Origin of the sequence: Paenibacillus sp. FSL F4-0243, from assembly GCF_037963295.1 — a bacterium.
Lineage (GTDB): Bacteria > Bacillota > Bacilli > Paenibacillales > Paenibacillaceae > Paenibacillus_AQ.
In genome coordinates, this window is the sequence record NZ_CP150151.1 from 2978506 (window position 1) to 2999646 (window position 21141).

Genomic DNA, 21141 nt, shown 5'->3' on the forward strand with positions numbered 1-21141 from the left:
ATCTAGAAACTTTAAAAATTCTATTATAGCAAGCATAAACGCCTTCGGTGTTCTTAATAGGACGGTAGAGTCTTGGCCACTGGCAGACCCAACTGTTTACGAAACTTATTCCGAACTACGACAGAGAGTGCATCTAGCTCGACAAGCTCTGCCAGAGCGTACGCCTCTTGAAGACCAACCTGCATTAGATGCAGTACATGTGACACGGATGCACAGCCAGCTCCATTTCCTTTTTTAACAATTACGTCATCTGCGGAAATTTCTCCCTTTATAATGATCTGACAATTTACAAAATTTCATATATTAAAAGAAATCTATTGATAATTATTCTCATATGATTTAATATGATAACGATTCTCATTATCATTACTTTGCTATAAAGAATGATAAAAAAAATAGAGATGGGGAGATAGAAAATGAATCAGAAAAAAGTTTTATTAGCAGGGGTATCAGCGGTTTTAGCTTTGAGTTTGGCGGCATGCGGTAACAATGAAAAGGATAACGCAGCTTCAAAAAGTGCAAATAATTCCGCCGTAGCAGCAGAGGGAAATGCAAACAACAAAGGAAATACGGCTCAGGAGGCAGTTGCCACTGAACAAACCATTACATATCTAGGTAAGGATTATGTTGTACCTACAGAGATTCACAATATCGTAGCTGCAAGTCTGGAATCTATGGAAGATGCTGCAATTCTAGGAGTGAAACCTGTAGGCGTGCTAGCCATAGCAAATGCCATTCCAGCTTATTTATCAACTGAATTAGCGGGTGCATCTTTAGTGGGGGATAAATTTGCTCCAAGTAATGAGGCGATCTTGCAGCTAGATCCAGATGTTATTTTAGGGTCTTCCAAGTTTGGTGAAGATGTGTCGGGTGCGCTTAATAAAATTCAAACGATGATTCCTTATTCACATATCTCAACGAATTGGAAAGATAATCTGCTTTTACTAGGTCAATTATCCGGAAAGACCTCAGAAGCAGAAAAGATTATTAGCGATTATGAAGCAAAAGCTGCTAGTGCAAAGGCTGACATTGGAGAAAAGTTGAAAGATAAATCAATTCTAGTTATTCGTATTCGTGAGGGTAGTATGTGTGTGTACCCAGCGGGTGTTTACCTGAATCCGGTTATTTACGAAGATTTAGGTGCTACCATTCCCGAAGTAATAACAACTACTAAAGCTCAAGCTGAGCTTTCACTAGAAGCTTTAGCGGAAATTAATCCGGACTATATTTTCTTGCAGTTTGAGACCAGCGAGAATACGGATAATGCAACGGCACTTGATGATTTACTTAAGAATCCGATCTTCAAAAGCGTAAATGCAGTCAAAAACAATCATGTCTTTGTAAATGCAATTGATCCGTTGGCGCAAGGTGGTACAGCTTGGTCTAAAGTAAGATTCCTGGATGCTGCAATTGAAAATCTCTTGAAGTAAAACCGAAGGTGCGATGAATAAGATGAATACAAAAAATTGGAAAGTTATATTGATCCTATCAACTTCTCCATTATTCATCGTATTAGCAATGGTTGTATCCGTCTTATATGGTGTTAAGGATATTGGAATAGTAACAATCTGGCAGGCGATTACACACTTCGATGCAAATAATGTGGACCACAACATTATTATGACATCTAGATTACCGCGTGTAATCGCCGCTTTATTAGTTGGAGCGGCACTGGCTGTTTCAGGGGCGTTAATGCAAGGCGTTACACGGAATTATCTTGCATCACCATCGATTATGGGAGTAAATGACGGATCGGCATTTGTTATTACGTTGGCTATGGTGTTTTATCCTGGATTATCGAATGTTCATATGATTCTTTTATCCATGGTGGGTTCTGCTATCGGAGCGGGTTTGGTTTTCGGATTTGGCTCATTGGTCAAAAACGGCTTATCTCCAGTCAGACTAGCCATTATTGGTACTGTAATTGGTACATTTTTAAGTAGTATTGCCTCAGCAGTAGCGATGTTTTTTCAAGTCTCACAAAATGTTAGCGTTTGGTATAGCTCGAAAATACATACTGTAAATCCAGATATGCTAATATTGTCCATTCCTTTTATTATCGTTGGTCTGCTCTTGGCAGTTAGTATTTCTAAATCTGTAATGGTTGCCTCCCTAGGGGATGAAACGGCGATTAGCTTGGGTCAACGGACAAAATGGGTGAAGATTATCAGTATTTTATCTGTTATATGTCTGACCGGGACAGCAGTGGCCTTAGTAGGTAAGATTGCCTTTGTAGGTCTAATCATTCCTCATATTACACGTTTTATCGTTGGTATCGACTATCGTTTCATCATTCCTTGCTCAGCAGTCATTGGGGCTGTTTTTTTAGCATTTTGTGATGTCTTAAGCCGGTATATTAACTTTCCGTTTGAGACGCCAATTGGCGTTGTGACAGCCTTTATTGGAATCCCGTTCTTCCTTTATTTAATTCGGGTTAAAGGGGGAGAGCAACGTGGATAGAGGCAGAATACAGTTTAGTCGCTATATATTGACGCTACTAGCTTTTATCCTACTAACACTTGTGGCGGGGTATTTTCATCTAACGAATGGCGCTTTTGATATGTCTGTCATGGATGTGATAAAAACGCTGCTGCGAATAGATCCCAATCCTAAATTTGACCTGGTTATTTTTCAATTTCGACTACCACGGATCATTATTGCGTCATTAGTAGGCATAGGTCTGGGGATGGCTGGAACGGTCATTCAAGGCATTACCCGAAACGGGCTGGCTGATCCAGGTATCCTTGGGATTAATGCCGGTGCCGGAGCTGCCATCGTTGCATTTATGTTTTTCTTTCAGATGTCAGGGGTTACTTTTTTTAAAGAAAGCTGGTTTTCGATACTAGCCATGCCTCTCTTTGGTTTTGTGGGGGGGCTTGCCGCAGTTGTGGTGATCTTTATTTTCTCTTGGCGGAATGGTGCACTTGATATGCAACGTTTGATATTGACAGGGATCGCGATAAGCAGTGGTTTTGGGGCGTTGTCGTTGTATCTATCTCTAAAAATGAATGCAAGTGATTATGAAATAGCTGCGGTATGGAGTGTCGGAAGTATTTACAGCGCGAATTGGACTTATATCATAATGATCACACCTTGGGTACTGATTTTAGGATTTGTGATGTATCGAAAAAGCTATTTGCTCAATTATTTTCAATTGGAGGATTCCAGCACAAAAAGCTTGGGGATCTCCGTAGAAAAAGAAAAGCTAATCTTTCTGTTATGCAGTGTGGGGATTGTAAGTGTCTGTGTATCTGTATCCGGTTCTATAGGTTTTATAGGATTGATGGCTCCTCACATCGCCAGAAGATTAGTAGGGATTAATCACCGCTATATTATGTTATCCAGTGCAGTGGTTGGGATGTTCTTGCTTGTGATCTCGGATTATTTTGCCAAAACATTATTTCAGCCAGCAGAGTTGCCTGTGGGAATAGTCGTTTCCATTATTGGCATTCCCTATTTCTTATATTTATTAGCCAAGTCAAGAGTGTAGGGGAGAGTGAGCAGCACATATGTCAACACAAGTTGAACTCGAACGCACAGAATCATGGAAGCTAGAATCTCAGTATATGGGCTACACGTATGATATAAAGGTCTCAATTCCGAGAGAAGAGGCCCCTGAGAATGGATTTCCCGTCTATTACATGCTCGATGGTAATTCATATTTTCAATTGGGCCGGGATGTCGTGAAATTGCAGTCAAGAAATGCGCCGAAAACTTTGATTGCACCATCCATCGTGATTGGCATTGGGCATTATGGTTCGGATGATGAGGTCTCCAAAAGAAGATTTTATGATTTCACGCCTCCTGCGAAGCAGTATGTATATCCGGATCGATTGAAAAATGCTGACATAGGACCACATGGTGGTGCTGAAAAGTTCCTATCTTTTTTAGAGTTAGAGTTAATGCCCCTAGTCTCTGAAAAATATAATATCGATCAGCATAAGCAAGTTTTGTTTGGTCACTCATTAAGCGGATTGTTTGTTCTCTGGACGCTGTTTACTAGTGTCGAGCTATTCCAGTATTATTTGGCCTCTAGCCCCTCGATTTGGTGGAATGATCATGAAATCTTGGCGTATGCGGAGGCGTTTTATAAGAAGGGGCAAACGATAAGATCCGAGAAACGGAAGCTATTGATCACAGTGGGCAGTGAAGAGGCATTTATGGTCGATGATGCTATAGGATTATTTTCGAAATTGTGTGAGTATTCTTTGCCCGATTTGCAGGTTGAGCATTACATAGCGCCAGATGAAAACCACGCGTCAGTAGTACCGACCATCATGAGCAGAGCGTTCCGTATGTTGAATTGTTAAGGAAGGGATATGATGCAGGATGATGTTAGGAGAACTTACTACTTTTGAACATATGGGGCGACAAATTATCGTGTATCTCCCTAAAGCATATCATTTGTTTACTGAGCGAAGCTTCCCGGCGGTTTTCTTACAGGATAGCGATTTCTTGTTCGAAGAGTCGATTGCTGATATAGAAAGGGATGTGGAGGCGGGGATTACAGAGCCGGTTATTTTTATCGGAATTGATTCTCAGCTTCGTAATGATGAATATACACCTTGGGAAATGCCTGCACTTTTTAAGGATTGGTCCTTTGGGGGCAAGGGGGATGATTATTTGGATTACGTATATAAGGAACTGGTCCCGCATATAATTCGTTCTTTTCGCATCTCTCATGAGCCGGGCAAATTGGCATTAGGCGGTGTATCACTAGGTGGGTTAATAAGTATGTACGCGATGTACAAGACAGAGTCTGTTTTTGATAATTTTATATTCATATCCGCGTCTGTGTGGTTTAAAGATTTTATACATTATATGGAGACTTCAAAGTTAGATAGGGAATGCAAAGTCTATATGTATGTAGGTGAACAGGAAGGTATCCAGAAGACTAATGCACAGAAGGACATGGTGCCTAATAGTAAACGTGCTTTTGATATTTTAAAAGAGAAGATAGATGGACCTGATCAGCGGGTGATGTTTGAGACAGATCCATTAGGCACGCATAATGACACGTTTTTTCTGCAATATTTTCCGAGTAGCATCAGGTTCTTATTTCCCACAAAATGAATAAAAGGACGAGCAGGAGAGAGTATCCTTGCATCGTCCTTTTTATCTTATCTTATCTTATCTTATCTTCTCTTAGCTATGCTTCTGTATATTCTCAAGATGTACGTCCAAATTATCAAAGGTTTGTGAAATACCCGGTAGCATCCCCATATCAATCACTTGTTGTAACGCTTCTGGAGAAGCGTATTTACCGGTGTTAACCAGCTTCGTTTGACCATCCAGCTCGATAAAATCTAGTTGGACTAGTGTTTCGGGCAGATCTTTTGAAATATTACCTTCTGCATCTGAGAACCCGTCCGTGTAAATAATTTGCTCTGGAATCGAAATTTCCCGATAAATCGCCTTACCCCAAGACTCCATACCGTAGAAATCTCCCTGACTCTTATCCTCGCACTTCATGCAATAATGCCAAGTACCTCCTGGCCGAAAATCGACATGGCATACGGGAAGTGTCCAGCCTTTTGGCCCCCACCAATGCTTCAAATGCTCAGCCTCAGAAAAAGCTTTAAAAACTAGCTCACGTGGAGCTTTAAAAATACGCTCTAATATTAGAGTGCTGCCTTCAACTTTGGATACTAGTTGGTTGGTTTGGTTAGAATTTGTCATTGGATAAATCCTCCTCGTTTAATTTTCATTATCTAATTCCTTGCTTTGAAGCTTCTGCAAATAATCATCCAGTCGATCGTAGCGTTCCTCCCACATATGACGGTAGGATTCTAACCAAGTATCTAATTCCTTAAAAGGGTCAGGGCGGAGCTTGCAAATGCGCCGATTAGCAACAGCTTGAACTTCAATAAGGCCTGCTTCACTGAGAACACGCAAATGCTTGGACGCTTGAGGCTGACGCAACTGAAGACTTTCTGCGATCTCTCCAACGGTTAGGGGATTCTCGCGTAATAATTCAACGATCTGCATACGATTAGGCTCTGCTAAAGCACTCATTACGTTAGTATTCATAAACAAGCATCACTTCGATTCATTGATTTGATTCGGATTTCATATGACGGGCCGTGATGGAGCGACTAAACAGGCCTACTTCCTTGTATTTCCTGTTTGCATTTACAATATACCATTAAGTGAATATTCCTGTAAAGGGATATTTAAATTTTCATTGTATGATAACTTCAAAAAAAGGGCATAGTACAAGCATCACGTAGAAATATGTTCCATGATAACCATTAAACTTTACAAAAAACATAGGAATAGATATAATTAAGTATAACTTATCGGTTTTAGATTTACGCAAGGGGCCTAACGCCAGTAGGCTCCTTTTGTATTTCTTGGCCATGTTACAGGAGGGTGAAGGTCATACACAATGAAAAGATTATGGTTTGTGTTCATTATGGTCCGCATGGGGAACGTTTAATCCGACGTGGTGTGCAACTATCTGAAATAATAGGGGCCCCATTGTTTGTATTAAATGTCGATAGTTCGGACAATGATGAATATAATCAGAGCAAAGAAATGTATATGACGGTTTGGAAACGTCTTGCCGATGAAGCTGGCGCAGAATTTATCATTCGGAAACGTGAAGGCCGAAAAACAACTGATATTATTGTAGAAGTAGCTGAAAAGAATGAGGTTACACAGATCGTCATTGGACAATCTGCTCAGACTCGATGGCAGGAGCTTACCAAACGCAATTTCATCAATGAACTCATTGGTAAAATGAAAATGATGGATCTGCATGTAGTCGCCGTTCAACGGATGCGCGCCGGGCTGGAAGAAACCCATGAGGAAGGCGTAATCGCCTACCTGGTCAAAATCGGGGATGAGTATCAGCTCAGTGATGAACCTAAGGGAGAGTATTCGCTTAAAGGAAAGTTCTTTCACGAATTACACACAGAATTTGAGAACGGTTTATTCAGAATTGAGCAAGAAGATGGAAAGGCTAGATATTTGCATATTTGTGATGGCACATTGACCGATTCTTTATAATCGGCGTGCCCTTATCTTCATGAGGGCCTATTATTAAGGGCCCTTCCAATCATATGATCTTTGGCTTTTGGTAAAAAAGTAAGTACTAAAGTTCACAACTTGATAAGCTCAAGTGGAAAAGGAGGACTGCCTTTGCTGCATGTAATCATACTTGTTCCGTTTCTAATGGCCTTAGTAATCGCACTTTTGACCAAGAGAGCATCCAACCTTCATAGAGGATGGCTTGTTTTCCCCGGTTCACTCGCTTTGTTTGTATATTTTTTAACCCGGATTCCCGTTATTAAGGGAGGGGATTTGGGATATGAAACCGTTTCATGGATTCCTTCCCTAGGCATTGATTTGGTTTTCCATCTGGATGGATTAAGTTTACTGTTCGCTTTGTTAATCACTGGAATGGGTAGTCTTGTAATTATCTATTCGATTTATTATCTAGACAAGCGAAAAGAAGCGTTGACCCCTTTTTATATTTATTTAATGTTGTTTATGGGAGCGATGCTTGGCGTTGTGCTCTCGGATAACTTGATGGTGCTATACGGTTTTTGGGAATTAACAAGTGTCTCGTCATTTCTGCTGATTGCTTTCTGGCATCGGCGGCAAAAATCGCGGTATGGTGCTCTTAAATCTATGTTGATTACCGTATTTGGTGGTTTAGCGATGTTTGCCGGCTTTTTAATGCTGTATGTGATGACAGGCACCTTTAGTATTCGGGAAATTTGGAGCGAGGTTGGCGATATTAGTGAGCATGCGTTGTTTATTCCAGCGATGCTATTAATTCTATTAGGTGCATTCACCAAATCAGCGCAGTTCCCGTTCCATATCTGGCTGCCGGATGCCATGGAGGCACCGACACCCGTCAGCGCATATCTTCACTCAGCAACGATGGTTAAAGCTGGATTGTATCTTGTCGCCCGTTTCAGCCCTATTTTTGCGGGGCAATATGAGTGGTTCTGGGTTGTGTCAGGCGTCGGTTTGATCACCTTGATTTATGGCTCTATCCAGGCGATGAAGCAGACGGACCTGAAGGCTCTATTAGCCTATTCAACGATTAGTCAACTTGGACTGATTATGGGATTGCTAGGAATGGGATCGGCAGCGGCATTTTATGCAGGGGAAGATTCAGTCTTTTACACTGCTGCAACAACAGCGGCTATCTTTCACCTTATTAACCATGCCATCTTTAAAGGCTCTTTGTTTATGATGGTCGGTATAGTTGACCATGAGACGGGTACCCGCGATCTGCGAAAGCTGGGCGGACTGATTTCCATTATGCCGGTTACCTTTACGGTAGCGATGATCGGCAGTTTCTCCATGGCTGGTTTGCCGCCATTTTCAGGATTTTTAAGTAAAGAGATGTTTTTTACAGCTGTCCTGAATATCCGAAACTTGGATATATTCTCTATTCCCTCGTTGTTTACGCTCTTCCCGGTTTTGGCCTGGATTGCCAGCGTGTTTACTTTTGCATACAGTATGATTTTGGTATTCCACACCTTTTTCGGAAAATATCAGCCTGAGAAGCTGGACAAAAAACCGCATGAAGCCCCATTTGGACTTCTGCTTGCCCCGTGCCTGCTAGCAGTGCTGTCTATATTTATCGGTTTTTTCCCGAATATATTATCTAATACACTTATTATCCCTGCAATGAATGCTATTCACCCTATCTTGCAGACCGGGGAACCTTTTGTTGTGAATATCCATTTCTGGCACGGCTTTACACCAGAAGTATGGATGACACTTGGTGTTGTGATTCTTGGTATTACTGTATACCGAATCTATGGCCGCTTAAGTCTGGTCGATAAAGAATGGGGCAGTGGCTACACTTTAAATCAAGTCTATGACGGAGTAATCCGGCTGGTTGAGAAATTGTCTAGATGGGTGACTAGTTCTTATATGACTGGTTCCATGAGACATTATTTAATGTATATTTTTTCCTTCTTGATCGTAACGATTTGCGGTGTCGTCTGGTATTCAGATGGAATTACACTTGGTACGACTGAGTATACTCCTTTTTCTTTGTTTGAGGTTATTGCTGTAATGGTTTTGCTTCTAGGTGCTTTAGCTATTCCGTTTGTGCGTTCCAGAATAACAGCCATTTTGTTAACAGGAATGGTTGGTTATATGGTTACTTTGCTCTTTGTTCTGTTCAGAGCTCCTGATCTGGCGCTTACGCAAATGATTGTTGAAGTGGTATCTGTTACATTGTTCCTATTATGTTTCAGGCATTTGCCTAGGCTGGAAAAAGAGAAGCTCAAACCTCGTGCGCATTTCCTGAAACTAATTATTTCCATCGGGATGGGCGTAACGATGACATTGGTTGCACTTGCTGCTCTAGGCAGTAGTCCGTTCGAATCCATCTCGAAATATTATGTGGAGAATAGCTATACTTTGGGTGGCGGTAAAAATATTGTCAATGTTCTGCTCGTTGATTTCCGCGGCTTTGATACCATGTTTGAAATAACAGTACTAGGCCTTGCCTCACTTGCTATTTATTCCATGATCAAGCTGCAGTTGGATGGAGAGGGTACAGCAGACCAACTGAAGAGGGTTGTTCCCTATAATAAGCCTCGTTATTCCCGAAGTGATGATGTGTTACTGCAAGCGGTAGCTAAAGTAGCATTCGTTATCATTCTGATATTTTCGTTGTTTTTGTTTTTTGCCGGTCATAATAATCCGGGAGGCGGATTTATTGGGGCTTTGATGGCTTCTGCAGGTTTGGTGCTACTTGCTATTACTTTTGGGATGGATATGGTTGAGAAAGTGCTGCCTATTAATTATCGTAAGTTAATTGCGATCGGGATTTCGATTGCTTTTCTTACCGGGGTTGGCTCATTTATATTCGACGTACCCTTCCTGAGCCAAAATTTTGGGTATTTCCAATTGCCGCTTATGGGCAAAACAGAATTAACCACTGCAATGTTCTTTGATCTTGGTGTTTATCTAGCTGTTATTGGTGTCACTATGAATATCATACTTACGATCGGGAGGGATAGCTAATGGAGCTTGTTGTTGCCTTGGCGATCGGCGTATTGTTTACCGTAGGTGTTTATCTAGTCCTTTCCAAAAGCTTGCTACGCATCCTGCTGGGTACTAATTTAATTACCCATGGTGTTCATTTACTGCTACTGACAATGTCGGGTCTCAAGACAGGTGCTCCACCTTTGCTAGGTGAAAAAGCGGAGGCGTATGTAGATCCGTTACCGCAGGCGCTCATTTTGACCTCTATTGTAATTAGTTTTGGAGTAACAGCATTCTTCATTGTTTTGGCATACCGGACTTACCGTTCGACGGGCACGGATGATGTGGAAGGAACCAAGGAGGAGAGACAACAATGAACAACTTGCTAGTGCTGCCTCTGCTGATTCCGGCCTTTACGGCAGTTATACTGATTTTTCTAAAAGACCGAGTGGATCTGCAACGTATTATCAGTGCCGTCAGTGTGTTTTTAAATATCTTGGTTGCTGGAATCATTGTGTACCAGGTAAGTACAAAGGGCATCCAGACCCTATATATGGGTGGATGGCTTCCACCTTATGGCATTGTGTTTGTTGCCGATATGTTTGCGGCTTTACTTGTGCTAGTCGGTGCTATTGTTGGTGCGGCATGTCTATTTTTTTCCTTCGCCAGCATTGGGGAAGAAAGAGAAAGGTTTTATTACTATCCGTTTTTCCATTTTCTATTAACTGGGGTATTTGGCTCCTTTCTCACCGGAGATTTGTTTAACTTGTTCGTCTGCTTTGAGGTCCTGTTAGTTGCCTCGTACGCTTTAATTGTACTTGGTGGCTCCAAAGGTCAACTGAGAGAGACGTTAAAATATGTATTAGTTAACGTGATTTCCTCTTCCTTGTTTGTAGCAACGCTTGCTTATTTATATGCCGCGACAGGAACACTGAATATGGCACATCTATCTATGCGTGTAGCAGAGGCGGGACAAGGCGGTGTAATGAACGTCATTGCGGTCCTGCTGCTGATCGTATTTTCGATAAAGGCAGGTTTGCTGCTCTTTTTCTGGCTTCCGGATTCTTATAGTGCACCACCTGTGGCTGTTAGAGCACTGTTTGGAGCATTGTTAACGAAAGTGGGATTGTATGCCATTACACGTACCTTTACATTGATTTTTATTCAAGAACCGGGACTCACCCATTCACTGATTGCCTGGATGGCGGGAGCGACGATGATCCTTGGTGCAATCGGTGCACTGGCTTACAACGATCTGGGGCGGATTTTTAATTATAATATCATCATCAGTGTTGGATTTATTGCTTTTGGGATTTCTGTCGCGACTCAGGATTCGTTAAATGGTGTAGTGTTTTATTTAATGCATGACATGGTTGCCAAAGCATTATTATTTTTCCTGGGCGGGATGATTATCTCAGCATCGGGCACCGACCGCTTAAAAGAAATGGGTGGTTTAATCCGACGCTATCCGTGGACCGGCTGGATGTTCTTCGTACTGACTTTGGCGTTGGTTGGTGTTCCACCACTTAGTGGTTTCGCTGGAAAAGTGATGATGGTGCGTAGCGGATTTGGACAGAATCATGTGGCTCTGGCACTAATTGCACTTGCATCAAGCTTCATAGTGTTATATTCCTTGATCAAGGTATTCCAGCAGGTATTCTGGGGTGGCGAGAAAAGGGAAGAACAAGTCAAACCGCTTCATTATAAAGCTATGATGGCACCGGCAGCTGTTCTGTTCGCGATTGTAATTCTGATGGGTGTAGGTGCTGAGACGGTAAACGGATATGTCAGCCAAGCCGGAGCCGTACTGGCCGATCCAGCATTATACATTAACGCTGTCATGAAGGAGTAGATACTATGGCTTTTCAACTATTATTGAATTTCATGATAGCATTCCTGTGGATGTTTCTGCACAATGATTGGACTGGGCCACGTTTCGTCATTGGTTTCCTGCTCGGTATACTCATTCTGCTCGGAATGCGACGCTTTTGGCCCAGGTTATATCTTGGAAAAGTGTGGGCGATCATTAAGCTAATCCTGTTGCTGCTGCGGGAGCTGGTCGTTTCTAGTTATGTAGTGGTAAAAGCCGTTCTAAGACCGGAGCTTAATATACGTCCAGCTATCCTCAAATATACTACAGAGCTGAAATCAGATTGGGAAGTGGCAACGTTAATCACGATGCTCTGCCTCACTCCTGGATCGGTGGTGCTTGAAGTGTCGGATGATAATCGGACATTGTATATTCACGCAATGGATGTTGATGACCCTGCACAGTTCAGGGCAAATATCCGTGATACCTTTGAGCGAGCGATACTGGAGGTGACCCGCTAATGATTCATTTTATTCTTATGCTATCCATTACAATCATGGCTTTAGCTATAGGCGTATGTGCTTGGCGTTTGGTGAAAGGACCTTCTTTACCTGACCGAGTCGCTGCATTAGATACGATTGGAATTAATCTGCTAGCAATGGTGGCCGTGTTATCTGTCTTTCTCCAAACGCAGGCTTTTATAGAAATTATTTTATTGATTGGAATTCTTTCCTTTATTGGAACGACAGCCTTTGCCAGATATATCGAAAAGGGAGTGGTGCTAGAAAATGGAAATGATCAAGACTACAGGTGAGTTGCTGTTTGCCTTGTTAATTCTTACAGGGGCATTGCTTAGCGCCGTTAGTGCTATTGGTTTGATACGGCTACCTGATGTTTATCTAAGATCACATGCTGCCGCGAAGAGTGCCACTCTCGGTGTGTTATGTGTCTTAGTTGGGGCATTTCTATATTTTGCATTTTTTCAGAATCATATTAGTGCAAAGCTATTACTAGGAATTGTCTTTGTATTTATAACTGCACCTTTATCCGCCCACCTAACAGGTAGAGCGGCATATCGCTCCGGTGTTCCTCATTGGGATCGAAGAATTCAGGATGATTTAAAAGAGGTGCTGGAGAAAGAGCAAGTTATACCAGTAACCCCTGAACGAGATATACCTCAAGAACAAAGGTAGAAGTGTTAGGAATTATCTTGATTTTGAATAACAGCAGCAAAAACTGTAACAAACCCGCGTCTACACGCGGGTTTGTTTTTTTATTAATGGAGTACTATTCTTTTGTTAACATCTCAACGAACCAATATTTTACCTTCTCCAGCGAGCCTACGTAGCACCCTCGGAAGACACTCAATGTCTGCTTCAGGTATGTCTAATTGAATACCGTAATGGAAACAGTCCTGCTGTTCTCTATTCCATTTTAGAATTCCTTCTAAGTAAATAGATTCATCCGTAAGATTCATTTCCATACCAATCCGTACCAGGTTATTTTCTGGATTAATGTTGAGGGGTAACGATAAGTGGCAGCCTGTTCGACTGATGTTGAACAGTACAGCTCTTACAGGCTTAGAAGGAACCTGGATTCCGTTAATACTAAGAATATGAAGATCAAGGGTTACAGGTTCTTTAAGGGTATATCGAAAAGGTTCAGTTCTGCGATTAGTGTTCATATGCTCCTCCATACTTTTCCATCTACTATAAATTATCGACAGGAAAACAGGATTAGTGAAGAGTTATTAAACATATTAAAGTTTCAAAGTTACAAAAGCTGCATATCTAATTTTTGATTTTATCGTAACAATGTAAGTATTTCTTTTACAGAATTATCTACAAATGATCTTTCAGGACGGGATTTCATGATCACAGTAAGTCCAATTAATGATATGACTAGTGTCTGCGCTAAACTTTTTGCGTTAATAGTTGAATCAAGCTCACCTGAGCGCAAACCCCGATCAATCGTTTCTTGAAATATTACCGAGAGATACATCTGGTGTTCTCTTGTCAGGAGCTCAAATTTCTCATCGTGGGGTGAAAGTTCAACCATCGAATTAATGCAAAAGCATCCCCAGTTCGGATGTTGTCCATATTCTTTTGTCACTATATTTTCGAAAAAGTCACGGAATGCCTCTTTAACAGAAGAATTGTTTTGAAGCTTGTTACGAACATAGGCAGCATGAGAACTCGTATATTTCCGCAACGCAGCTTCAAATAGTCCTTTTTTATCCCCGAAGGTAGAGTAGATGCTAGGCCGCTGAATACCCATTCTTGATGTCAGGTCGCTTAAAGAGGTAGCCTCGAACCCTTTTTCCCAAAATACTTGCATAGCTGCATCCAATGCTTTTTCCTCATCAAATTCACGTGGTCGAGCCATACTAACTCCCTCTTTTCATATCGAACGGTATGATATTATTTTATGGTTTGAATATTATTATGTCAATAAGAAATGAACGTATAAATAGTCGAATTCTAATTTTTGGTTGTTCTATAAGCTAATCTCTTGACAGTTATCTTTTTTTAGAGTTATATTTGTCAAACGTATTTACGTACTGATTGGTATGCAATGTATGAATTTGATAAAAGTTAATCAGGAGGCGTTATCTTTGGGGGAATCTGTTGAGGAATCGAAAGCTATTATAGCGGATCAAACAGTCAAAAAAACTGAAAAAGTACGAGGAGGGCTTAGAGCGTCGGAACCAGTGCCTGTATCAATAATATCTCGTAATGTGGCACTTTTATTTTCCATCGCCTGCGGAATAGTTGTTGCTAACATTTATTATGCGCAACCTTTACTGGACGCTATTTCGAACGAGTTTGGTATTTCTCATTCATTCGTTGGACTTGTTATTACAATCACTCAAATTTTTTATGCACTTGGACTGTTATTACTAGTGCCTCTGGGTGATCTATTAAATCGGCGTTGGCTGATCGCTGGACAGATGCTTCTATCCGTATTGGCTTTAATTGTCGTTGGTACTGCCACCAGCAGTATAGTGTTATTCATAGGTATAGCAGCGGTTGGGTTTCTAGCCGTAGTGACACAGACGCTCGTTGCATTCGCGGCAACTTTGGCTGCTCCAGCCGAACGTGGGCGTGTCGTTGGTGTTGTGACAAGTGGAATCGTAATTGGTATTCTACTGGCGCGAACTTTCGCTGGCGTATTAATGGATTTAGCAGGTTGGCGTTCTGTCTACCTTGTTTCCGCGGTATTAACACTAATCATGGCATGTGTATTGTTTCGGGTGTTGCCACATTATGAGCATAAAAGAGAATCATTATCTTACCTACAGCTGATTCGTTCAATGTTCACGTTGTTTGCTCAGGAACGAACTCTTAGAATCCGTGCTGCACTAGCCATGATGATTTTTACTGCTTTCAGTATATTATGGACATCTCTAGTATTACCTCTCAGCGCCCCACCGTTTTCTCTTTCACATACTGCAATTGGAGCGTTTGGTCTCGCAGGTGTTGCAGGCGCGTTAGCAGCAGCGCGAGCAGGTCGCCTCGCCGATCGGGGTTTAGGGCAGAAGACCACAGGTGTAGCCTTGATTCTTTTGCTCATATCATGGTTGCCAATAAGTTATGTTCAACATTCTCTTATTGCATTAATCGTTGGTATTATCCTTCTTGATCTTGCAGTACAAGCCGTACATGTCACCAATCAGAGCATGATCCTTACTTTGCGACCTGAGGCACGCAGTAGGCTTACTGCCGGTTACATGATTTTTTATTCCATTGGCAGCGCCACTGGGTCGATCGCATCTACGAGTATCTATGTTTACTTTGGCTGGAACGGAGTGAGTTTGTTAGGTGCAATTGTGAGTGCTCTGGCTCTTCTTTTTTGGTTATTAACAAAGGAGTAACTGAAGGGATGAATATTCGTGCTGAAAAAATTGTAACACTGATCTCGTATAATTAGGTGCGATTTCTAAGTCTTAACGCTCCAGCCAGGGCTATAGTATTTCATGTCACCTGGCCGTGGGAGCAATTCGAAAAGTTCAATTCAACATGAAAAATATACAAAAAGAAAGCTCAATTAGAAACTACATCTGTTGTTGAATTAGGGAGGGGGTCTTCTGGTGAAATAAATTCGTGAATGATTTGACGGAAGTATTCATGATTATCGTAGCTATTGTACATACGCCAGGCCATTGTTTCTGAATTCCCAAAAAATAACCGCTCAAATTGGGTTTGGCGGCCACCGAATGCACCCGCTCCCAGTTCCCATGCGACCCGGAATAAGGCATTTCGGTACCAAGCATCCGAGACATTACCCTTCAAATACTGATGGAGGTATGAACCGGCACTTGAACTGAAGTCCGATTCAGAGATGATCATGATAAGCCCGCTTGAACTGAGATTTTGAACCATTTCAACCATCTTCGGATAAAACTCTGAAAAGTGAATGGTTGAAGCTAGAAGGGGGCCTTTATCAGGAACAAGAAATCCAAATTTATCGTGGGATGCTCCTACTTCAGAAGCGAGTCTTAACGCTTTGAATGTTTCTAGAAACGTCAGTATTCTTGAAATCGGCAGAATGGTGAAGGGCTCGAGCTCAGCATTTTGTTCTTCTGCCAAAGATTCTAGCACACCGAGAAAGAACTCAGTCTTAGCAATATAGCGGGTGATGATTTGGTGACCCATATGGGTATGAAAGTGACTCTCACCGAACAATCGGGCACAGTAGATCTCATCTCCGTAATAAAATATTCGATCATGAGGGATGAGTACGCGGTCAAATATAACAAGCGTATCCATTTCTTCATATCTAGAACTTAAGGGATGGTCGTAAGCAGATGGGGCTGAGTAACTTTCACGGCAAAAAAAAGTCATCCCAGGCAGATCATTAGGTACTGCAAAGGCAAATGCGAAGGGATTATCATCATCTACAAGGGATGGTGAAGGCGTAGGGAATACTAGCATTTCATCGCATGTAGCCCCTTGAGTTGCCATCATAAAAGCACCGGTCACAACCATCCCTTTGTCCTTGATTTCTACGACTTTAGCAGCGATAGAATCCTCTGTGGCATCAACCTGACCGGATATTTTACTTGCTTGAGGCTGGATGAATGCATGGGATAAAGTAATGTCATGATCTCGGCAGTAGGCATAGTATTTCCTGAGGTTCTCAGCATATTTCGGATGAAGGTCCTCAAGGATATCGGCAGCAGTAAACAGAGACATGATTGCCGTATTCATATAATCTGGGGAGCGTCCTAAAAAACCGTGATGTCTGTTTGACCAGAGTTCAATCATTTTTCTTCGACGTTCTAAATCATCAACACTTTTGGGTGGGAGAAAAGATAGACCAACAAGCTCTCCAGTATCAGGCGAAGGGTAGGTCATCTGCGCTAAATAACGTTCGTCACACTGCATGTTGTACATTTCGGCTTGTGTTTGTATGAGGCCTTGAAATGCAGGATGTTTGGATAATGGTCCTTCGATACGCGTCCCTTTGTACCAGATATTGATATTTTGCCGGTCGATTCGTTCGATGTATTGATTACCATTTTTAATAGGCACACGTTCCACCTCTTTGGAGAGTTGTATTAATATTTTTAATGTACGTAATCATAATTCTTCTTGTACATTGTCCATACACCGGGTCAGTGAAGGGGCCAACCTTAATTTAAACTATAAAAAGAGGATATTCACAATTATCTCCCCAAATATAGTGTTCTGCACTAACCCCACATCTGCATTCATTGTTAATAGTGATTCGTATTGTTACTTATGGTTGACATAAACGAGACTTACTTGTATATTTTTTACATTGGATTACAAGTGTAGTCATTCAGTAGAAAGAAAGGCGGATAGGATTATGTCTACGGAAATTCCAAAAATCTCGGATGCCGAGTGGGAAGTAATGAAGGTGCTGTGGACTGGAGCCCCGCGCACGGCAGGAGAGATTGTTGAAGCTCTGGAGGGCAGCCGGGACTGGAACCCAAAAACGGTGCGGACGCTGATTAAGCGTCTGACGGAGAAAGGGGCTATCGGTTACAACCAGACAGGAAGGGTGTATTCGTATTACCCACTGGTGCGGGAAGAGGAATGCGTCCAATCGGAGACACAATCTTTTCTGAAGCGGATCTACGGTGGAACGCTGCGCCCGATGTTAGTCAACTTTTTACAGAATGAGAAGCTGTCCCGAGAAGATATTGAAGAATTGAAGAGAATTTTGGATGAGCGAAAGGACTGAGTCGCTTGCTGGAAGCTGCATACAATCTGTTCGTTAAGATATTGTCACTATCCGCTATGGCGAGCGTGCTGGCTTTGCTGATCCTGGCAACCCGTTTCTTGATCAAGAATAGATTAAAACCGACCTGGACGTATCTTCTGTGGATACCGCTGATCGTGAGGTTAGCCGTCCCTTGGACACCGGAAAGTGCGTTCAGTATTTTTAATTTGTTTCCGCTGGAGACAGAATCAGCTCTGACTTTCAATATTCCTTCTGCGCAGCCGGATGTAGGTGATTTGCCTGTGTCCGGGATGAACATTCAAGAGGTGGACTCGACCAAGGTCGCTGAAATAACAGGAACAGGAACTTCAAAGCAAGCCGAGAGACCAGATAGTATGACACTGGTGACTCCGGAAATCTACGATCCTTATGAGACATTCAATACAGGCTGGACGCCGATGCATTTGCTGGTTCTGATCTGGCTTAGCGGAGCAGTGGTAATGATAAGTCTGTCGGTTCGTGAGCAGCTGCGATTCACGGCACGGGTTCGACGGGAACCGGAGATCCGTTCCGCAGATATCCTGTGGTTGTTCGAAACGTGTCAACGAGAGATGAAGGTAAGGCGCCCAGTGAAGCTGGTTGAGACGAAGCAGATTGCCGTGCCCACACTGCTTGGTGTGATGCGCCCCAAGCTGCTGCTGCCGACATCCATGTTGCACACGCTGGAGGCAAACGAACTGCGTCATATATTTCTGCATGAGCTGGCGCATGTGAAACGTCGTGATATTTCGCTGAATCTGCTGACAGGACTGCTGCTGGCCCTGCATTGGTTCAATCCGTTGCTTTGGTATGCCGTTAGCCAAATGAAACGGGATCAAGAGGTCGCCTGTGATGCGCTGGCTTTAAAGCATCTTGCATCGGAGCACCACAAAGACTACGCACGGACTCTTCTTAAACTATTGGAAACATTGACCGATCCAATCCGAGTGGCTGGTGCGGCCGGCATTTCAAGCAGCAAGAAGGAAATGAAAAGAAGGATAACCATGATCACCAGGCATAAAAAAATCACTGTACAAAACACGGTGTTGGGGTTAGCAGTAATTATGGTCTTAAGTGGCTGTACCTTGACTGGGGCAAAGCTGAGTTCTACGTCAGCCCCGGAGAAGAGTGTTGTTATCCCGTCAGCTTCTCAGGCTAAAGATTCAACTGCAATCGATCCCGAAGGAACCCTATTAGCGGAGAAAAACGGAATTACTGTAACTGCGAAGCCCACGGCTGAGCATGCACTTTTGCATGAAGTCACGGTTGATGTGCGCGGTGAGGTTAACAGAACGTTTTTGTGGAATGCCGGCGAAGATGAAACGCGGCCTCCTTCCATTGAAGAAGCCGATCTTAACGGGGATGGTACCAAAGAAATCTTTATTCGTATTACTACCGGTACTGGAACAGGGCTCTCAATGAGTGAGATTCATGTGCTCCAGCCTGTCACTCTGGAAGAGCTTGTGGTAGAGGAACCGGTCGAGACGCTAAATCGGAGGCTGAAATCCTCCATTACACACCGGAATAACCACACTTACGTATCCGCTGAACTAGACGGAAAGCATTTGACTAAAGTGTATGATTACACTGAGGGGGCTTGGGGCGAGAAGATTGGATTTGGCGCCGTAGTTTCGTATGAGCTTGATGGGGACCGTATTGTAGCTCGTTTGGCAGGTGCAGCATCCATCTCTGAGTTTCCGCTTGAAGTTATTGTCGTTTACGGCAAGGAATTGACCATTGAGAGTGTACAGATGTACTATGGCTCGTTTATTTCTCCTCCGCTCAGTGAACAGGATATTAAGTCCTTGCTGGAAAAAAAGCTTCCAGCTAGCGGCTGGACTTTTGGTAAAAAAGGCGATCAATACACGATTAATTTTATGGATCCACCGAATGGCGTAGGGGAAGGCCTTAGCTATAAAATTAATCCTCTTACCGGAACGGTTCATGATACAACTTCTGGCAGTCCAGTGAGAAGCCTTGTGAATCGAGAAGCGATAGATCTGTGGAACATATCTAACGGTACGGAATACAAGAAGGAGCTGTATAAGTTACTTCAGCCAATCTTTGATACAGAAGGCTTCGAGCCAATAGATGAGGATTGGATTTCCGGCTTTATTGGAGATGGTTATTTGTTCAGTAATGTTAGGCAAGGCGGCAGGGAGTTCACGATAAAAGTGGATGTCTTCACTGGTCAATGGGAAGAAATTGCTGACCCGTATAAATAGTTTTGTCGATGTCGAAGAACCTCGTAACAATAAAGAAAGCCCGTGCCCAGCGCGGGCTTTCTTTATTGTTACTGACTAAAAGCAAATGCTTTCCACTCATACCAAATCCAGTCCCTACTGCTGTCGTATTTATTTTTAGCAATCCGCTTTTCCTCCTATTTACAATTCCACTACTCGGTGTTACTATATAGTGGTACTAAGCAATACAGAGTAGCATTGGAGGATTTAAATGGATAACCTAACAGAAATGCTGAAAGGAGTTTTGGAAGGCTGTGTACTTGAAATCATCAGCCGGAAAGAAACCTATGGGTATGAAATCGTAAAAACGCTAAATGCGCTCGGTTTCGAAGATGTTGTTGAAGGAACGGTCTACACCATCTTGATACGGTTAGAAAAAAATAAACTCGTCGATATCGAGAAAAAACCGTCCGAAATAGGACCACCAAGGAAATTTTATAGTTTAAATGAAGAGGGATGGCGGGAACTGTCCATGTTTTGGGAGAAATGGGGATATGTTTCGTCAAGACTTACCCAACTGAAGGAGGATAGCCGTGTATAAGAACATGCTCGCTAAATTTAAAGATTTACGTGAACAAAAAAAGGCTTATAAAGAGTGCGTAAAACGTTCAAAAGCGCTCCCGAACGATTACCGAGAAGTTTACAATATCGCATCGCGCTACATGCTGAACTTCTCAACAAACGATTCTAGCGTCATCAACCTGTTTCCCGAAATGCTTGACATGTTTGAGATGGGAGCTGCTGAAGGTCGAGATGTTCTGGAGATCGTAGGGAATGACGTAATGGCGTTCTGTGACGGGCTGCTCGAGGACGTTTCCGCTCAGACTTGGACAGGGAAAATGCGAGCCAAAATGAACGAGTCCATTCACAAAAAACTTGGAAGATAGGGGGGATTAG

23 protein-coding genes are annotated in these 21141 nt (G+C 42.5%); 17 read left to right on the plus strand and 6 right to left on the minus strand.

Features of this window, described 5'->3' with window-relative positions; translation table 11 throughout:
* Nucleotides 1-53: 53 nt before the first annotated feature.
* Nucleotides 54-206, minus strand: coding sequence for a hypothetical protein (locus tag NSS87_RS13100; protein ID WP_339247634.1), 153 nt, complete (start codon nucleotides 204-206; stop codon nucleotides 54-56).
* Nucleotides 207-416: 210 nt separating this feature from the next.
* Between NSS87_RS13100 and NSS87_RS13105 the strand changes: the two genes are divergently transcribed.
* From NSS87_RS13105 to NSS87_RS13125, 5 genes are read left to right on the plus strand one after another with little or no spacing between them, the layout of a single operon-like run.
* A complete protein-coding gene (locus NSS87_RS13105; RefSeq protein ID WP_042187607.1) occupies nucleotides 417-1430 on the plus strand; it encodes an ABC transporter substrate-binding protein in 1014 nt (337 codons plus the stop codon).
* 13 nt (nucleotides 1431-1443) lie between these two features.
* Entirely contained in the window at nucleotides 1444-2460 is a 1017-nt protein-coding gene (locus tag NSS87_RS13110; RefSeq protein WP_156113104.1) for an iron ABC transporter permease, read from the plus strand.
* Nucleotides 2453-3490 (plus strand): iron ABC transporter permease, encoded by a 1038-nt coding sequence (locus tag NSS87_RS13115; RefSeq protein WP_339247637.1) that lies wholly within the window; start codon nucleotides 2453-2455, stop codon nucleotides 3488-3490. Before NSS87_RS13110 ends, NSS87_RS13115 begins: the two co-directional genes overlap by 8 nt.
* 19 nt (nucleotides 3491-3509) lie before the next feature.
* A complete protein-coding gene (locus tag NSS87_RS13120) occupies nucleotides 3510-4310 on the plus strand; it encodes an alpha/beta hydrolase-fold protein (protein ID WP_339247638.1) in 801 nt (266 codons plus the stop codon).
* 19 nt (nucleotides 4311-4329) lie between these two features.
* Nucleotides 4330-5073, plus strand: a complete 744-nt coding sequence (locus tag NSS87_RS13125; protein ID WP_339247639.1) for an alpha/beta hydrolase-fold protein — start codon at nucleotides 4330-4332, stop codon at nucleotides 5071-5073.
* Nucleotides 5074-5145: 72 nt separating this feature from the next.
* Here NSS87_RS13125 and NSS87_RS13130 read toward each other — a convergent pair whose 3' ends face one another.
* Together NSS87_RS13130 and NSS87_RS13135 are read right to left on the minus strand one after the other, a co-directional pair.
* Nucleotides 5146-5679, minus strand: coding sequence for an SRPBCC domain-containing protein (locus NSS87_RS13130; protein WP_042187617.1), 534 nt, complete (start codon nucleotides 5677-5679; stop codon nucleotides 5146-5148).
* Nucleotides 5680-5697: 18 nt separating this feature from the next.
* Nucleotides 5698-6030 (minus strand): metalloregulator ArsR/SmtB family transcription factor, encoded by a 333-nt coding sequence (locus NSS87_RS13135; RefSeq protein WP_042187619.1) that lies wholly within the window; start codon nucleotides 6028-6030, stop codon nucleotides 5698-5700.
* Nucleotides 6031-6372: 342 nt separating this feature from the next.
* Between NSS87_RS13135 and NSS87_RS13140 the strand changes: the two genes are divergently transcribed.
* The 7 genes from NSS87_RS13140 (at nucleotide 6373) to mnhG (ending at nucleotide 12966) form a co-directional block, all read left to right on the plus strand.
* Nucleotides 6373-7011, plus strand: a complete 639-nt coding sequence (locus NSS87_RS13140; protein ID WP_231573438.1) for a universal stress protein — start codon at nucleotides 6373-6375, stop codon at nucleotides 7009-7011.
* 126 nt (nucleotides 7012-7137) lie between these two features.
* Nucleotides 7138-10002, plus strand: a complete 2865-nt coding sequence (locus tag NSS87_RS13145; RefSeq protein ID WP_339248552.1) for a Na+/H+ antiporter subunit A — start codon at nucleotides 7138-7140, stop codon at nucleotides 10000-10002.
* Nucleotides 10002-10340, plus strand: coding sequence for a Na(+)/H(+) antiporter subunit C (locus tag NSS87_RS13150; RefSeq protein ID WP_076282807.1), 339 nt, complete (start codon nucleotides 10002-10004; stop codon nucleotides 10338-10340). The genes NSS87_RS13145 and NSS87_RS13150 overlap by 1 nt, the downstream gene beginning before the upstream one ends.
* On the plus strand, nucleotides 10337-11815 hold the full coding sequence (locus NSS87_RS13155; protein WP_042187623.1) for a Na+/H+ antiporter subunit D: 1479 nt from the start codon (nucleotides 10337-10339) through the stop codon (nucleotides 11813-11815). The genes NSS87_RS13150 and NSS87_RS13155 overlap by 4 nt, the downstream gene beginning before the upstream one ends.
* A 5-nt stretch (nucleotides 11816-11820) precedes the next feature.
* Nucleotides 11821-12294 (plus strand): Na+/H+ antiporter subunit E, encoded by a 474-nt coding sequence (locus NSS87_RS13160; RefSeq protein ID WP_042187625.1) that lies wholly within the window; start codon nucleotides 11821-11823, stop codon nucleotides 12292-12294.
* Entirely contained in the window at nucleotides 12294-12587 is a 294-nt protein-coding gene (locus NSS87_RS13165) for a Na(+)/H(+) antiporter subunit F1 (protein WP_042187626.1), read from the plus strand. The genes NSS87_RS13160 and NSS87_RS13165 overlap by 1 nt, the downstream gene beginning before the upstream one ends.
* The gene (gene mnhG, locus NSS87_RS13170; protein WP_042187627.1) at nucleotides 12562-12966 is read left to right on the plus strand and encodes a monovalent cation/H(+) antiporter subunit G; all 405 of its coding nucleotides are present in this window, start codon (nucleotides 12562-12564) and stop codon (nucleotides 12964-12966) included. The genes NSS87_RS13165 and mnhG overlap by 26 nt, the downstream gene beginning before the upstream one ends.
* Nucleotides 12967-13079: 113 nt before the next feature.
* Here the strand turns inward: mnhG and NSS87_RS13175 are convergent, their stop codons facing one another.
* Nucleotides 13080-13457, minus strand: a complete 378-nt coding sequence (locus tag NSS87_RS13175; RefSeq protein WP_042187629.1) for a PilZ domain-containing protein — start codon at nucleotides 13455-13457, stop codon at nucleotides 13080-13082.
* Nucleotides 13458-13576: 119 nt separating this feature from the next.
* A complete protein-coding gene (locus NSS87_RS13180) occupies nucleotides 13577-14158 on the minus strand; it encodes a TetR/AcrR family transcriptional regulator (protein ID WP_042187630.1) in 582 nt (193 codons plus the stop codon).
* A gap of 325 nt (nucleotides 14159-14483) precedes the next feature.
* Here NSS87_RS13180 and NSS87_RS13185 point away from each other — a divergent pair, with 325 nt between their 5' ends.
* Nucleotides 14484-15647 carry an MFS transporter gene (locus NSS87_RS13185; RefSeq protein ID WP_339248554.1) on the plus strand — a complete coding sequence of 388 codons (1164 nt, stop codon included), beginning with the start codon at nucleotides 14484-14486 and terminating at the stop codon, nucleotides 15645-15647.
* Between the two features lie 169 nt (nucleotides 15648-15816).
* Here the strand turns inward: NSS87_RS13185 and NSS87_RS13190 are convergent, their stop codons facing one another.
* A complete protein-coding gene (locus tag NSS87_RS13190; protein ID WP_339247648.1) occupies nucleotides 15817-17307 on the minus strand; it encodes a 4-hydroxyphenylacetate 3-hydroxylase N-terminal domain-containing protein in 1491 nt (496 codons plus the stop codon).
* A gap of 298 nt (nucleotides 17308-17605) precedes the next feature.
* Between NSS87_RS13190 and NSS87_RS13195 the strand changes: the two genes are divergently transcribed.
* The 4 genes from NSS87_RS13195 to NSS87_RS13210 all read left to right on the plus strand — a co-directional run bounded on the left by NSS87_RS13195 (nucleotide 17606) and on the right by NSS87_RS13210 (nucleotide 21131).
* Nucleotides 17606-17983 carry a BlaI/MecI/CopY family transcriptional regulator gene (locus tag NSS87_RS13195; RefSeq protein ID WP_042187637.1) on the plus strand — a complete coding sequence of 126 codons (378 nt, stop codon included), beginning with the start codon at nucleotides 17606-17608 and terminating at the stop codon, nucleotides 17981-17983.
* Nucleotides 17984-17988: 5 nt separating this feature from the next.
* The gene (locus tag NSS87_RS13200) at nucleotides 17989-20226 is read left to right on the plus strand and encodes a M56 family metallopeptidase (protein ID WP_339247651.1); all 2238 of its coding nucleotides are present in this window, start codon (nucleotides 17989-17991) and stop codon (nucleotides 20224-20226) included.
* A gap of 229 nt (nucleotides 20227-20455) precedes the next feature.
* A complete protein-coding gene (locus tag NSS87_RS13205; RefSeq protein WP_042187640.1) occupies nucleotides 20456-20785 on the plus strand; it encodes a PadR family transcriptional regulator in 330 nt (109 codons plus the stop codon).
* Nucleotides 20778-21131, plus strand: a complete 354-nt coding sequence (locus tag NSS87_RS13210) for a DUF1048 domain-containing protein (protein ID WP_052404266.1) — start codon at nucleotides 20778-20780, stop codon at nucleotides 21129-21131. Before NSS87_RS13205 ends, NSS87_RS13210 begins: the two co-directional genes overlap by 8 nt.
* Nucleotides 21132-21141 lie beyond the last annotated feature (10 nt).

Excerpts from the sequence above, each read along its gene's own strand:
- NSS87_RS13105 (WP_042187607.1), top strand. The coding sequence starts at position 417 with ATGAATCAGAAAAAAGTTTTATTAGCAGGGGTATCAGCGGTTTTAGCT.
- NSS87_RS13110 (WP_156113104.1), top strand. The coding sequence starts at position 1,444 with ATGAATAAGATGAATACAAAAAATTGGAAAGTTATATTGATCCTATCA.
- NSS87_RS13120 (WP_339247638.1), top strand. The coding sequence starts at position 3,510 with ATGTCAACACAAGTTGAACTCGAACGCACAGAATCATGGAAGCTAGAA.
- NSS87_RS13125 (WP_339247639.1), top strand. The coding sequence starts at position 4,330 with ATGATGTTAGGAGAACTTACTACTTTTGAACATATGGGGCGACAAATT.
- NSS87_RS13130 (WP_042187617.1), bottom strand. The coding sequence starts at position 5,679 with ATGACAAATTCTAACCAAACCAACCAACTAGTATCCAAAGTTGAAGGC.
- NSS87_RS13135 (WP_042187619.1), bottom strand. The coding sequence starts at position 6,030 with ATGAATACTAACGTAATGAGTGCTTTAGCAGAGCCTAATCGTATGCAG.
- NSS87_RS13150 (WP_076282807.1), top strand. The coding sequence starts at position 10,002 with ATGGAGCTTGTTGTTGCCTTGGCGATCGGCGTATTGTTTACCGTAGGT.
- NSS87_RS13155 (WP_042187623.1), top strand. The coding sequence starts at position 10,337 with ATGAACAACTTGCTAGTGCTGCCTCTGCTGATTCCGGCCTTTACGGCA.
- NSS87_RS13160 (WP_042187625.1), top strand. The coding sequence starts at position 11,821 with ATGGCTTTTCAACTATTATTGAATTTCATGATAGCATTCCTGTGGATG.
- NSS87_RS13165 (WP_042187626.1), top strand. The coding sequence starts at position 12,294 with ATGATTCATTTTATTCTTATGCTATCCATTACAATCATGGCTTTAGCT.
- mnhG (WP_042187627.1), top strand. The coding sequence starts at position 12,562 with ATGGAAATGATCAAGACTACAGGTGAGTTGCTGTTTGCCTTGTTAATT.
- NSS87_RS13175 (WP_042187629.1), bottom strand. The coding sequence starts at position 13,457 with ATGAACACTAATCGCAGAACTGAACCTTTTCGATATACCCTTAAAGAA.
- NSS87_RS13180 (WP_042187630.1), bottom strand. The coding sequence starts at position 14,158 with ATGGCTCGACCACGTGAATTTGATGAGGAAAAAGCATTGGATGCAGCT.
- NSS87_RS13195 (WP_042187637.1), top strand. The coding sequence starts at position 17,606 with ATGTCTACGGAAATTCCAAAAATCTCGGATGCCGAGTGGGAAGTAATG.
- NSS87_RS13205 (WP_042187640.1), top strand. The coding sequence starts at position 20,456 with ATGGATAACCTAACAGAAATGCTGAAAGGAGTTTTGGAAGGCTGTGTA.